Origin of the sequence: Actinoplanes hulinensis (assembly GCF_019429605.1) — a bacterium.
GTDB lineage: Bacteria > Actinomycetota > Actinomycetes > Mycobacteriales > Micromonosporaceae > Actinoplanes > Actinoplanes campanulatus.
In genome coordinates this window covers 34536-47275 of sequence record NZ_JAHXZI010000030.1, presented here as the reverse complement: position 1 = coordinate 47275, position 12740 = coordinate 34536, and the positions used below count along the sequence as shown (strand labels likewise).

General features: G+C 72.5%; 12 protein-coding genes. 5 read left to right on the top strand and 7 right to left on the bottom strand.

Features of this window, described 5'->3' with window-relative positions:
- The first annotated feature begins 27 nt into the window (after positions 1 to 27).
- Positions 28 to 1431 carry a serine/threonine-protein kinase gene (locus KZ829_RS38765; protein ID WP_220148823.1) on the top strand — a complete coding sequence of 468 codons (1404 nt, stop codon included), beginning with the start codon at positions 28 to 30 and terminating at the stop codon, positions 1429 to 1431.
- Between the two features lie 221 nt (positions 1432 to 1652).
- On the opposite strand, the gene KZ829_RS38760 is transcribed toward KZ829_RS38765, so the two are convergent.
- Positions 1653 to 2663 carry a LacI family DNA-binding transcriptional regulator gene (locus tag KZ829_RS38760; protein ID WP_220148822.1) on the bottom strand — a complete coding sequence of 337 codons (1011 nt, stop codon included), beginning with the start codon at positions 2661 to 2663 and terminating at the stop codon, positions 1653 to 1655.
- 177 nt (positions 2664 to 2840) lie between these two features.
- Between KZ829_RS38760 and KZ829_RS38755 the strand changes: the two genes are divergently transcribed.
- The gene (locus KZ829_RS38755; protein WP_220148821.1) at positions 2841 to 3860 is read left to right on the top strand and encodes a LacI family DNA-binding transcriptional regulator; all 1020 of its coding nucleotides are present in this window, start codon (positions 2841 to 2843) and stop codon (positions 3858 to 3860) included.
- A 6-nt stretch (positions 3861 to 3866) separates the two neighbouring features.
- On the opposite strand, the gene KZ829_RS38750 is transcribed toward KZ829_RS38755, so the two are convergent.
- Entirely contained in the window at positions 3867 to 4433 is a 567-nt protein-coding gene (locus KZ829_RS38750; RefSeq protein WP_220148820.1) for a helix-turn-helix domain-containing protein, read from the bottom strand.
- Positions 4434 to 4480: 47 nt separating this feature from the next.
- Between KZ829_RS38750 and KZ829_RS38745 the strand changes: the two genes are divergently transcribed.
- On the top strand, positions 4481 to 5350 hold the full coding sequence (locus KZ829_RS38745) for a class I SAM-dependent methyltransferase (RefSeq protein ID WP_220148819.1): 870 nt from the start codon (positions 4481 to 4483) through the stop codon (positions 5348 to 5350).
- A gap of 36 nt (positions 5351 to 5386) precedes the next feature.
- Here the strand turns inward: KZ829_RS38745 and KZ829_RS38740 are convergent, their stop codons facing one another.
- A complete protein-coding gene (locus KZ829_RS38740; protein ID WP_220148818.1) occupies positions 5387 to 7405 on the bottom strand; it encodes an MFS transporter in 2019 nt (672 codons plus the stop codon).
- Positions 7406 to 7624: 219 nt separating this feature from the next.
- Here KZ829_RS38740 and KZ829_RS38735 point away from each other — a divergent pair, with 219 nt between their 5' ends.
- On the top strand, positions 7625 to 8239 hold the full coding sequence (locus tag KZ829_RS38735; RefSeq protein ID WP_220148817.1) for a hypothetical protein: 615 nt from the start codon (positions 7625 to 7627) through the stop codon (positions 8237 to 8239).
- Positions 8240 to 8599: 360 nt separating this feature from the next.
- On the top strand, positions 8600 to 8950 hold the full coding sequence (locus tag KZ829_RS38730) for a hypothetical protein (protein ID WP_220148816.1): 351 nt from the start codon (positions 8600 to 8602) through the stop codon (positions 8948 to 8950).
- A gap of 1 nt (position 8951) precedes the next feature.
- Here KZ829_RS38730 and KZ829_RS38725 read toward each other — a convergent pair whose 3' ends face one another.
- From KZ829_RS38725 to KZ829_RS38710, 4 genes are all read right to left on the bottom strand, one after another.
- On the bottom strand, positions 8952 to 10181 hold the full coding sequence (locus KZ829_RS38725) for a hypothetical protein (protein WP_220148815.1): 1230 nt from the start codon (positions 10179 to 10181) through the stop codon (positions 8952 to 8954).
- Positions 10182 to 10323: 142 nt separating this feature from the next.
- Entirely contained in the window at positions 10324 to 10923 is a 600-nt protein-coding gene (locus tag KZ829_RS38720; RefSeq protein ID WP_220148814.1) for a fascin domain-containing protein, read from the bottom strand.
- A 146-nt stretch (positions 10924 to 11069) separates the two neighbouring features.
- Positions 11070 to 12383 carry a pectate lyase family protein gene (locus KZ829_RS38715; protein ID WP_220148813.1) on the bottom strand — a complete coding sequence of 438 codons (1314 nt, stop codon included), beginning with the start codon at positions 12381 to 12383 and terminating at the stop codon, positions 11070 to 11072.
- 9 nt (positions 12384 to 12392) lie between these two features.
- Positions 12393 to 12728, bottom strand: a complete 336-nt coding sequence (locus tag KZ829_RS38710; RefSeq protein WP_220148812.1) for a cupin domain-containing protein — start codon at positions 12726 to 12728, stop codon at positions 12393 to 12395.
- Positions 12729 to 12740: the final 12 nt, after the last annotated feature.

Genomic DNA, 12740 nt, shown 5'->3' with positions numbered 1-12740 from the left:
CCCGACCCACTGGGCGAATGTCCTGGGATGCACGAAGTTTGGCCGGCCCCCGACACTCTCCTGGCCTCGCGGTACCGCCTGGTCACCCTCCTCGAGACGGGTGGCATGGCACAGGTCTGGCGAGCCGCCGACGAGCTGCTGGACCGTCCGGTCGCGGTCAAACTGCCGGCCGGCGACACCCGCGCCGCACACCTGGCCTGGCGGGAGGCGCGGCTCGCGGCCCGGCTCTCCCACCCGGGGATCGCGGCCGTCCACGACTACCGGGAGGCGGTCCGGCCGGACGGCTCGGTGGCGCCGTTCGTGGTGATGGAGCTGCTCGACGGCGAGACCGTGGCGGCCCGGCTGTGCGACGCGGGCGGCCCCATGCCGTGGGGCGAGGCCGTGTCGATCGGCACCGCGGTCGCCGAGGCGCTGGCCGCCGCGCACGCCGCCGGGGTGGTGCACCGCGACATCAAGCCGGGCAACGTGATGCTGTGCCCCGGCGGGGTCAAACTCCTCGACTTCGGCATCAGCGCCGCCGCCGGCGAACCCGACGACGACGAGACCGGCGTCAGCTTCGGCACACCGGCCTACGCGGCCCCGGAGCGGCTGGACGGCAAACCGGCCGAGCCGGCCACCGACCTGTACGGGCTGGGCGTGCTCCTCTTCGAGATGGTCGCCGGGGAGCCGCCGTACGACGTCAACACGTGGGAGGAGCTGGCCCTCGCCCAGGCGAACGGTCCCACTCCCCTGCCCGAGGCCCTCCCGGCCCGGCTGCGCGAGCTGATCCTGCGCTGCCTCGACGAGGATCCGCTGCGCCGCCCCACCGCCGCGCAGGCGCGCCGCGTGCTGTCCCGGCTGATCCCGTCCGCCCCGGCCCGGCTCACCATCCCGCTGCCCGGCCGGCCACCGACCGGCCTGGCCCGGGTGCTGCCCACCCCGGCCGCCGCCCCGGAACGTTCGCCGCTGCCGCGCCGGCTCGCCGTCGGCGCCGCCCTCGCGGTCACCGCCATCGCCTTCATCGCGGTGATCAACGCGGTCGGCGACTCCCAGCAGGATGCCGAGTTCGCCCAGCCACCCAGCGGCGCGCCCACCACCACGGCGCCGGTCGAGTCCGAGTCCACGGCGCCCCCCGCGCCGCCGCCGGCGACCTCGGCCACGACCCGCCCCAGCCCCGCCGCCACGCTGACCGTCGACGTGGCCCTCAGCCGGGTCCGCGCCGCCGTCGAACGAGGCGAGGACCGCGGCGAGATCCGCCCCGACGTGGCGCTCGACTTCATGAACCTGCTGCGCCTCATCGACCCGGACTCCGAAGCCGACATCACCGACCAGGTCGACGAGCTCACCCGCAAGGTCCGCGAGCGCCTCAACGAGGACGGCCTGACCGAGTCCCAGGCCGCCGTCCTCCAGCAGCGCCTGGCCGACCTCCGGGGCCTCCTGCAAACCCCATAAGACATTTCCGGTACGCGGTGAGTCGTCCGCAACCGCACCCGGACCGCCCCGCCGGCTCCACGCGATCCGCTGCCGGGTCACGCCTTTGCCGCGCCCGCCGGGCTGAGATCGGTGGTCAGGCCCGGGCGGCTTCGGCCGCACGGGCCACTGAGTCCAGCTGGCTCTCAGGGCTGTCTCAAGCGCATCGAGACAGCCCTGAGGGCCAGCCGGGAAGATCGGGCCTAGGCGCTACCGCGGAGGATCAGACGGGTGGGGAGCACGGTCTCCCAGTCGGCCGGCTCCTCGCCGTCGATCTTGGTGAGCAGCAGGCGGACCATCTCCTGGCCCATCTGCTCGATCGGCTGGTAGACGCTGGTCAGCGGCGGATCGGTGTGCCGGGCGATGACCGAGTCGTCGAAGCCGATCACCGCGACGTCCTGCGGGACGCGCCGCCCGGCCCGGCGCAGCACACGCAGCGCACCGGCCGCCATCATGTCGGAGGCGGCGAAGACCGCGTCGATCTGCGGGTACTGACTGAGCAGCCACTCCATCGCGGTGGCGCCGCTGAGTTCGCCGAAGTCGCCGCGGGCGGCCGGGCCGTCGCCGACGACGTCACGGTAGCCGTCGTAGCGGGCTATGCCCACGGCCATGTCGAGCGGGCCGGTGATCGTGGCGATGCAGCGCCGCCCCTGGTCGCGCAGGTAGGTGACGGCCGCCCGGGCGCCGCCGCGGTTGTCGGCGTCGACGAAGCTGACCGGCTCGGGATGGAACGGCCGGCCGGCCCGGACGGTGGGCACGCCGCGCTCCTCGAGCAGCGCGGGCAGCGGGTCGTCGCCGTGCAGCGACAGCAGCAGGGCGCCGTCGACGTGCTGGCGGGTGAGGTAGCCCTCGAGCTGGCGCCGCTCCTCGGGCGCCTGCGCGATCATCAGGACCATCTGGAGGTTGCGGGCCACCAGCACGGACGAGATGGACTGCACGATGCGGCCGAAGAAGGGCTCGGCGAAGAACCGCTCCCCGGACTCGAAGATCACCAGGGCGATCGAGTCGGTTCGCTGGGTGACGAGCGCACGGGCCGCCCGGTTCGGCACGTAGCCGAGCGCGTCGATGGCGTCCTGAACGGCCTGCCGCGCCTTCGGGCTGACCTGCGCCGACCCGTTGACGACCCGGGACACCGTCCCGCGGCCGACACCGGCCCGGGCAGCGACCTCCTCGAGGGTCGGCCGCCCGGTCGAGCGGCTCCGGTCCTCCCTCATGCTTTGACCGTCCTTTCCGCCACCTGAGATGTGCACGATTCCAGGTGCGCCCTGATGAGGGTAGCCCCCCAACCGAAAGTTACGGGAACTGTCCCCGCGACCGATCCGGAACCGTCGATCGACCGCTTCGGCCGGGTCGTCGACGCATCCGCCCCGCCGGGCCGTTAACCTGTCCGGATGGCGGTCACCCTGGCGGATGTTGCCCGGCTCGCCGGGGTCTCCCCGGCGACCGTCTCCCGCGTCATCAACGACAGCGCGAAACGCGTCAACGAGGATCTCCGCGAGCGGGTCCTGGCCGCGGTGCGGCAGCTGCACTACGTGCCGAACGCGCACGCGCAGAACGTGGCCCGCCCCCGCAAGTCGGCGGTCGGCGTGATCGTGCACGACGTCTCCGACCCGTACTTCGCGGAGATCACCCGAGGCCTGCAGCGCCAGGCCGGGGCACAGGACCGGCTGCTGGTGATCTGCAACAGCTACCGGGAGCCGGAGCGGGAGCTGGCGTATGTCGGGCTGCTGCGCGCCCAGCAGGTGCACGCGCTGATCCTGGCCGGCTCCGGCTACCACGACGACGCGTTCACCGAGCGGCTCAACGGCGAGCTGGACGCGTACCAGCAGGCCGGCGGCCGGGTCGCGGTGATCGGCCGGCACCGGTTGGTCGGCAGCGCGGTCCTGCCGGCGAACGAGGACGGCGCCCACGAGCTGGGCCTGCGCATCCTCGGTCTGGGCCACCGGGAGATCGGGGTCATCGCCGGGCCCCGCTACCTGACCACCACCACGGACCGCCTCACCGGTTTCCGCCGCGCCTTCGACGAGGCCGGGGTGGAGCTGCCGGCGTCCCGGCTGGTCTACTGCGACTTCACCCGTGACGGCGGCGCCCGGGCGACCGGGGCTCTGCTCGACGCCGAGCCCGGCCTGACCGCCCTGATCACGCTGAACGACTCGATGGCCGTCGGCGCCCTCGCCACCCTGCGCGAGCGCGGGGTCCGGGTGCCGGAGGACATCTCGGTGACCGGTTTCGACGACATGCCGATCGCCCGGGACGTCACCCCGGCCCTGACCACCGTGCGCCTGCCGCTGGTCGAGATGGGCGAGCGCGCGATGGCCCTGGCGCTCGGCGACGACTCCGGCCCGCACAGCGAGCGCGCCGCGGCGGCCCTGGTGTGGCGGTCCAGCCTCACCGCGCCGGGCTCGGCCTGACCCGGCTCAGGAGTGGACGTGGGTGCGCTCGCCGTCGGGCGTGAGCACCGCGATGACCTCGGCCGGCCCGCCGCGCGCGCCGAAACTGTGCGGCGTCATGGTGGAGAACGACGCGGCCTCGCCGGTCTCGACGATGACGAGGCGGTCGCCGAGCATCAGCTCGACCGTCCCGGAGAGCACGGTGAACCAGTCCCGCCCGGGATGGACCCGCAGGTCCTCGGGGCGCCGTGAGGCGGGCCGGGTCACCCGCACCCGGGCCACGGTCAGCCCGGCGTGCTCGTGGTCGCCGCTCAGCGTCCAGGTGGTGATGCCCCGCTCCGGATGGTGGTGCGGCTTGATCACCACGTCGTCGTTCTCCGTCTCGACGAGCTGGTCGAGGCTGGCGCCCAGCGCCCGGGCGATCGCGGTGAGCTGGTCGAGCCCGATCCGGCGGTGGCCGGTCTCGATCCGGCTCAGCGTGGACGGGCTCAGGTAGCAGCGGGCCGCCAGCTCGTCGAGGGACCAGCCCTTGGCGATCCGGAGCCCCCGGATGCGCGCCCGGACGAGGGCGTCGACCTCAGCGTCTTGCGTCATACGCAAGATTGTATGCGTGAGCCGCAAACCGGTTCTACAGTCGTCGTATGGCTCACGAACATCACCACCACGGCCACGGCCACGGCCACGGGCACCACCACGGCGACGGGTACGACCTGACCGAGATGCTCCTCCTGGACGCCGAGGTCACCGCCACCCACCTCGCCGCGTTCACCGGCCGGATCGCCGAGCTGGCCGGGGAGGCCCCCGTCCGTCGCGTCGTCGACCTCGGCAGCGGCACCGGGACCGGGGTGTTCGCGCTGCTCCGGCGCTTTCCCGGGGCCGTCGTCACCGCCATCGACACCGACGAGGGAATGCTGCGGCATCTCACCGAGAGCGCCGCCCGGCACGGCGTGGCCGACCGGGTCCGCCCGCTGCACGCCGACGCCGGCGGCGGCCTGCCGGAGACCGGCGAGGCCGACCTGGTCTGGGCGTCGTCGTCGATGCACCACATGAACGACCCGGACCGGGTGCTCGCCGACATCCGCGCCGTCCTGCGCCCCGGCGGCCTCCTCGCGATGATCGAGATGGAGTCGATGCCCCGGTTCCTGCCCGACGACATCGGCATCGGCGCCCCCGGCCTGGAGGCGCGCTGCCACGCGCTCGCCGACGCGGCCAAGGCCGAGCACCTGCCGCACATGGGCTCCGACTGGCCGGCCCGGCTGCGCGCCGCCGGTTTCACCGTCCTCGACTCACGGGACCTGGTCGTCGACCTGGCCCCGCCGCTGCCCGCCCCGGCGGTCCGCTACGCGGTGGCCACGCTGAAACGGTTCCGGGCCGGCGTCGCCGAGCGGCTCTCGGCCGAGGACCGGGAGACGCTCGACACGCTGCTCGCGAAGGACGAACACGTCCTGCGGCATCTTCCCGGCCTGTCGGTGCACAGCACCCGCTCGGCCTGGATCGCCACGCCGGCCTAGGGTCCGTCCCGCCGATCGGAGATCGGCCGCGGTTCGTCAGGCGGTCGCCGTCTCGGCGGCGCGCTCCTCGATGAGCACCTTGATCCGGTCGGCCTGGACCCGGCTCTTGATCCCGGTCACGGCCTGCACCTTGTACCGGCTCAGCCGCCCGGTGCTGCGCAGGTGCTCGAACAACTCGGCCCCGTGCATCTCCAGCAGGTCCTCGTCGCTGGCCGGCCGGACACTCTGCGGGCGCGGCAACAGGTGTGCCCACGGCTGGACGTTGCCCGATCCCGGCATCCCGCTCAGCGCGAGGACGTAGTCGCTGATGAAGCCCCGGATCGTGGCCTCGTCGAGCCGGGGCGCGCTCGGAGCCAGAAGCTCGGCCAGTTCGTCGGAGTCCAGCGGCTGCCCCTCCGGAAGCTCCTCCTCCAGGGCGGTACGGAGGTCGGCCAGCGCGGCGTGCCACGCGTCCGACCCGGGCGGCACGGCGGCCGCCGCGGGCAGGAAGTCCCGCCACGGGTACGCCGATTCGACGTGCTCCCCGTCCAGCTCCCGCACGTACTCGTTGATGAACGTCCGGACCACGCCCTCGCCCAGCTCCGACACCCGGGGCGCCAGCTTGCGGGCCAGCTCGTTGATCCGCAGGTAGTTCATCTCCGGCAGGTCCTCGGCGCTGATCTCCTGGGCGACCATCTTGCTGAGCCGGTCGACGGCGAGCCGCCACCAGGGCGAGCCGGCGATGCTGACGGCCGGGCGGGCGCCGGTCGGGGTGGCCGCCCAGGCCGGCTGCGGGGCGGGCGCCGGGGAGACCGGGACCGCGGCGGAGGCCGAATCGCTCCGATCGACCGGGCCGCGCTGGACCGGGACCGTGACCGTCCCAGCCGCGGCCGGGAAAGCCGGTTCGGGGTCGGGCAGCGTCTCCTCCGCCGCCAAGGAAGCCGCCACGGACGTCGCTACCGCAGGAGCCACCGCCACGGGGGCCGCCACGGGAGCCGCCGCCACGGGAGCCGCCGCCACGGGAGCCGGCGCCACGGGGGCCGGCGCCGCGGAATCCGGCTCGACCGGCTGGACGAACCGGACCGGCTGCACCGACGGCACGGCCGGAACCGAGGGGGCCACGGCCGGATCCGCGTGCCCGGCCGGCGCGGGACCGTCCGGGATCGCCTCGGCCGCGGGTGCCGGAGCCCCGGCGGAGAGCAGCACGGCCGCCGCTCCGGGCACGGAGGGGGCGGTGACCGCCTGCACACCGGCGGCGGCCGGGACCCGGATCCGCACCGCCCCCGGCACCAGCAGATCCATCACCCGCTGGATCCGGGCCAGCTGCTCGATGACCTCCTCGACGACCGGCTCCCCCGCGGTCCGCGCGTCCTTGAGCAGCCGGGACCGCCACCACGGCTTCGGGAAGCGGCCGGCGCTCACCCGGTGGTAGTTGACGACCATCCGGCGCACCTGTCGCTCGGCGGCCATCCGTACCAGATCGGGGTCGTCGTCCGGGATGAGCCAGCCCCACCGCTCGGCGAGCCGCCGCGGGCTGTAGGCGAAACGCCCGCGCCGGACCCGCTGCCCGGCCGCGGTGAGCGCCGCCCACCACATCAGAAAGATCATGCAGGGTACGGCGAGACGCAGCAGTTTCTCGGTGAAGGTGACCGCGTTGCTGGCCACGATGACCCCGGAGAGCCCGGCGATCAGCGCCGCGATGTAGAGCATCGCCCCCGGATGGCCGGGTGTGACGATGGTCCCGTCGCTCGCGTAGACGGACGTGCGCCGGTACTGCTCGGCGGCCAGCGACGTGGCGGTGAGGAAGCAGATCTCGAAGACCGCGAACACCAGCACCGCGAAGATCTTCGGCAGGTTGAGCTGGTCGATCGCGATGACCCACATGCCCTCGGCGTTGAGCAGCAGCGCCAGGTTCATGCTGAAGGCCAGGGCGAGCGGGCGCAGCGGCTTTCCGGTCCGCTTGGCCCAGATGCCGAAGCTGATCAGCAGGATGACCCCGAGCAGGCCGCCGGCCAGCAGGACCAGGGCGGCGTAGTCCCCCCAGAAGTCCGCGATCAGGTCGTTGAGCTGCTTCACGATCGAACGCCTTTCGATGCGGCCGGGAGGTGCTCGTCGAGCGCCCGCTGTCTACCACGCCCGTGTCACAGCCTCGGTACGCCACGCGGCGCATGAGGCTATCCGATAGGGCTGCCCCGAGGCGATCACACCCCCGCCGGGCTGGAGTGGCGGCCGGCGGGTGATCGATTTACGGTCGTGGGATCGACGGTGATCGGGTGCCGGGAGGGGTAGCGGTCGATGGTTTTGAGGTGGGCGGTCATTGCGGCCGCTGCCGTCGTGGTGATCCTGCTCTGTGTGGCGGTGGTGGCCGTCTGGCAGCGACCCCGGCGGGTGACCGCCGAGGCGGACGAGATGGTGGCCGACGTGGAGGCGGTCCGGGCGGCGGCCGGCCGGGCGGTCCGGGCGGCGGACGAGGCACGGCACCGGGCCGAGTCCGCGGCCGGCGAACGTGACCGGGCCGAGGACCGCTATCTGGAGGCACGCTGGGAGTCCCGGGTGGCCACCGCCGACGAGACGCAGATGCTGGTGCAGCGGGCGGCGCTGGCCGCCTACCGGCGCGGCGAGCTGACGGTGGAGCAGCTCAACGGCATCTGGCAGCACGCCGGCCCGCCGGCCGATCAGGTCGACGACGACCGGGTCCGGGTGGCCCGCCGCGCCTATCTGGACGCGGTGTCGGAGACCGTCCAGGTCCGCGAGGCTGCGCACGTGGCGTCAGTCGCCGCCGAGGTCCTGGTCGAGGAGGCCCACAACGTCGAGCGGGACGCCATCGAGGCCCGGGTGCAGCACGAGGCCACGTCCGGGCTCAACGGGCTGTTCACATCGGACGGCCCGGGGGATGTCACGCCACCCTGATCCGGCATGATCTCCCCACCATGACCGAGACCCGGGCGATTCTCCGCTCCGCGCTCCCCCTGTACGTCACGATGGCCGTCTCGTCGGCGAGCGCGCTGGTCAGCACCGCACTCCTGGGCCGGCACGGCACCGCCTCCCTGGCCGCGTTCGCGGTAGCCGCCGCGGTCTACGTGCCCGTGGCCACCGCGGTGTCCGGGGTGATGCGCGGCATGATGCCCTTTGTCACCGCGGCCCACGACGATCCGGCGGCGCTGCGGCGGGTGCTGGGCAGTGGCCGGGTGCTCGGTCTCGGGATCGGTGGCTGCGGCGCTCTGGTGGTGCTGGCCACCCCGGCGGTCGCCCGGGCGTCCGGCGTGGACGGTGCGGCTGTCGACGGTCTCGGCCCGGCCGGATGTTCTGGCGCTGCTGCCGCTGGTCGGGTTCGCCGTGGTGACCGACGCGCTCCAGGCCGTCTACGGGTTCGCGCTGCTCGGCCTGCGCAACACCCTGCCGAGCCTGTTCTGCACGCTGATCTTCTTCGGCCTGCTGGCGGTGGTGGCCGTCCCGGCCGCCGAGCACGGCGGGCTGCCGCTGCTCTGGACCGCGCTCGGCCTGGCGAACCTGTCCCAGGCCGCGGCCAAGGCGTTCCTCTACAACCGCGCCGCCGGCAAGGCACGGGAACGGCCCGGCCGCCAGACGCAGCCGGGCCGTTCCGTCGATCAATCTCGGTGAATTATTTGTTCAGGTTGCAGGCGGACAGACCCTCGGCGTTGAGGTCCGGCTTGGCGGCGTTACGGCCGATCGCCGTCTCCATCCGGTTGATGGCCGCGAACCGCTTGCCCTTCAGCGGGCCGAGGATCGCGTTGTTGATGAAGTTCACGCCACCCTGGAAGGCCGTGCTCTTGATCCGGGCGTTCGCCTCGTTGATCTGGGTCTGCAGCAGGGCCAGGTTCTGGTTGACCTCGTTCGCGGCCTGCGCCGGGATCGCCACGTTGATCACGACGTCCGGGCAGTCCACCTGCGCGGTGCCGTCGTTGATGCCGACGTTGCCGGTGTTCCGGCTGGCCGCGGCCTGGTTGTTGCCGTTGTTCCCGGCGTTGCCGTTGTTCGCCGGGGCCTGGGTGGTCGGGGCCGCGGTCGGCGCGGCCGCGGCGCCACCGCCGGCGGCGTTGAGCGAGCAGGTCGACAGGCCCTCGGCGTTCAGGTCCGGCTTGGCGGCGTTACGGCCGATCGCCGTCTCCATCCGGTTGATCGCGGCGAAGCGCTTGTCCTTCAGCGGGCCGAGGATCGCGTTCTGGACGAAGTTGGCGCCGCCCTGGCCGACCGAGCTCTTGAGCCGGGCGTTCGCCTCGTTGATCTGGGTCTGCAGCAGGGCCAGGTTCCGGTCGATCTCGGCCTGGGCCTGCGCCGGGACCGCCACGTTGATGACGACGTCCGGGCAGACGATCGTGCCGACGTTCCCGACCGCGGCGGCACCGGCCGACACCGAGGCGGCGGGTACGTTGGCCGGCTCCGGCGAGGCGTTGCCGCCGCCGTTGGCGTTCAGCGAGCAGCCCGACAGGCCCTCCGCGTTCAGGTTCGGCTTGGCGATGGTCCGGCCGATCGCCGTCTCCATCCGGTTGATCGCCGCGAACCGCTTGTCCTTCAGCGGGTCGAGGATCGCGTTCTGGATGAAGTTCGCGCCGCCCTGACCCTGGGTGGTGCGGATCCGGTTGTTGGCCTCCTGGATCTGCGTGTTCAGCAGCTGCAGGTTGCGGGCGATCTCCGCCTGGGCCTGCGCCGGCACGGCGCCGAGCTTGTCCGCCACCGTCGGGCAGTTCACCGTCGGGACGGCGGAGTCGGCCGCGGCCGCGACGCCGAGCCCCACACCGACCAGGGCCACCGCGACACCCGCGACGCCGGCCACACGCCAGCGCTTCGCTCCGGCCGACGAGCCCTTCGCGTAGCTCCGGTACCGCTTCATCTGCGTGCCTTCCTGTCGAACCGCTCTCTCGACCGGTCCATACGGGAACGCTCCCAACGGCGGATCACCAAAGATGCGAATAAAGAAAAACTTAAGGTTCTAGGGGCTGCACTCTTAAGGCCCTTACCAAACGAGACGACTCCTACCAGCTGAAAGTCTCCTCAGCGCCCACGCTCGTGGCCCGCGCGCGCAGCGAGCCGTATCCCCTTCCCCGGAACGTGACCTCGGCGGACACCCATCGCCGGGTGGCCCGGGCATAGAACGAGAAGTTCCCACCGGGCGCCCGGTTGGAGTAGAACCGCTCCCACCCGGCGACCCTCTGGGCCTGGGCGCGCAACAGCCCGTACGTGGCGCCGGCGTAGTCCAGCTCGGCGGAGACGAAGTCGTTGTTGGCCTGTGCCCGGATCCAGGTGGCGCCGGAGTAGGCGTCCCGGCAGACGGTGAATCTCTCCCACGGGCTGACTCTCGTCGCCCGGGCGCGCAGTGCCCCGTAGCCGGGGCCGTCCCAGCCGATCTCGGCGGAGACGTACCGGCCGTTGGCCGCGGATCTGATGGTGACGTTGCGCCAGCAGGGCACGCGGCGTGAGCCGGTCGCGGCGGCCACCTCACGCCGCATCCGTTCCAGGGCGGGCGAGCCGGCGCCCGGGGCCACCGGGACCGCACCGGCGGGCGCGGAGGGCGCCACGAACGGGAGGAGACCGGCCGCCATCACCGCCGCCGCGCACCGGGCAGCACTGTTCATGAGGATCACCCTCGAATTGCGGATTCGCCGGGAAGCAGACGCCCGCCAGCGTAGCCCAGCCCTTTCCGCGATTCGGCGCGATCGGCGGATGCGATCGGCGGAGAACCCGGCCGGGGAAGCCGAAAACCCCGGCCGGGAGATTTCCGTCAGATCTTTCCGGCGCCCGCCCACGCGTTCACCAGAAGCGGCACCGCGATGGTCGGCGTGACCGGGCCGGCCCGCAGCGCCGGGGTCCAGCCGGCGTCCGTGCCGAGGTCCGGATCGTGCGTGGCGTTGTACTCGCCGAGCAGGTCGACCTCGCGTACCGGGCCGGTTCCGACCCTGGTCAGCGTGCCGATCTCGGTGATCGCCGTGCCGCCCCAGTCGTAGACGAAGTCCTCGAGCGCCAGGTCGGCGCTACGCAGCAGGAAGTTGTTCTCCGCGTAGATCGCCGATTGGACGCCGACGCCCCACGAATACGAATAGGTGTCCTCATCGGTCATGTAGTAGTAGTTGTTGAATACGTCGACCTGACCGAATCGCACCCGCGGAACACGCTGCCCGACATTGGCGAAACGATTGTGGTGCACGGTCACGCGCAGTTTCCCGACATCCGCGCCGACGGTGTTGGTGGAACCGATCAGCATCGTCTTGTCGTGCTCCTGGAACACATTCCAGGAGATGGTGACCAGATCGGACGCCCGGATCACGTCGAGCGCGCCGTCGTGCACCTGGTACGGCCGCCCGTAGTACAGCGGCTGGTCGGCGTCGACGTTGTTCCCGTCGCTGAGCGTGTTGTGGTCGGCCCACACGTGCGTCGCCCCGGTCAGGGTGATCAGGTCGTAGGCGGAGTTCCAGTTGCCCGCCGACCCGTCGGTGGGGTCCCACGCCGGGAAGCAGTCCGCCGCGTCCTCCATCCGCAGGTTCCGCACGATGACGTTGTCCACGTTGGAGATCAGCAGGTTGGCGCCGACCAGCCGGGCGTTCGGCAGCCCGTAGATGGTGGTGTTGGCGCCCACCCGCAGCTGGATCCGGGCGGCCTGGGTGCGCTGCGACCGGACCCGGGCCTCCTCGAGCGGCCCGGACGGCCGGCTGGCGCGGCCCCACACATCCGGGTCGTAGGCGGCCAGGTAGGCGTCCAGGCTGTACGCCGGGTCCGCGTAGCCGGCGCAGGTCAGGGGATTGCCCGCATCGTCCACATTGGCATCGATGGTGCCCTTGACCAGCACGATCCGCGGGGTCGGATCGGTGCCTCCGGCCAGGGCGGCGGCCAGTTCGGCACGGTTGCGCACCACGAAGACGTGCGCGTCGTCGGCCGCGGAGCCACCGGTGGTCCCGGTGGTGGCGGCCGCCCACCCGTCGTTCGCGGGCAGGGTCTGCCGCGCGAGCACCGGGACGGCGGGCGGGGCGGCGGAGGCGGGGACGGTGGCGACGCCGGCGGTGAGGACCGCGCCGAGCGCCGCCGCGAGAGCGGTTCGCATGGCCCGGCCCTACTCGACCGGTTCCAGGTGCATCCAGACGAAGGCCAGCGGGCCCTCGCCCCGGCTGATCAGGTGGTGGTCCTCCTCCGGCTCGATCAGGATCGCGTCACCGGCCTCGAACTTGTCCACCACCTCGCCCTCGATCTCGATCTCGCCCTGTCCCTGCACGATGTAGAACACCTCGGGGATCGGGTGCGTGTGCCGCCCCGGCCCGTCGTGTGTGCGGTGGCCGGGTTCCGGATAGATCCGGAACCCGCCACGGTCGGTCACGTGTCCGGGCAGGACGTTGGTGAATCTAGGCCCCTGATCCCCGGTGTCGAGATCGGCGAAGCTCAACTTGCGCATGGCGTTCCTCCT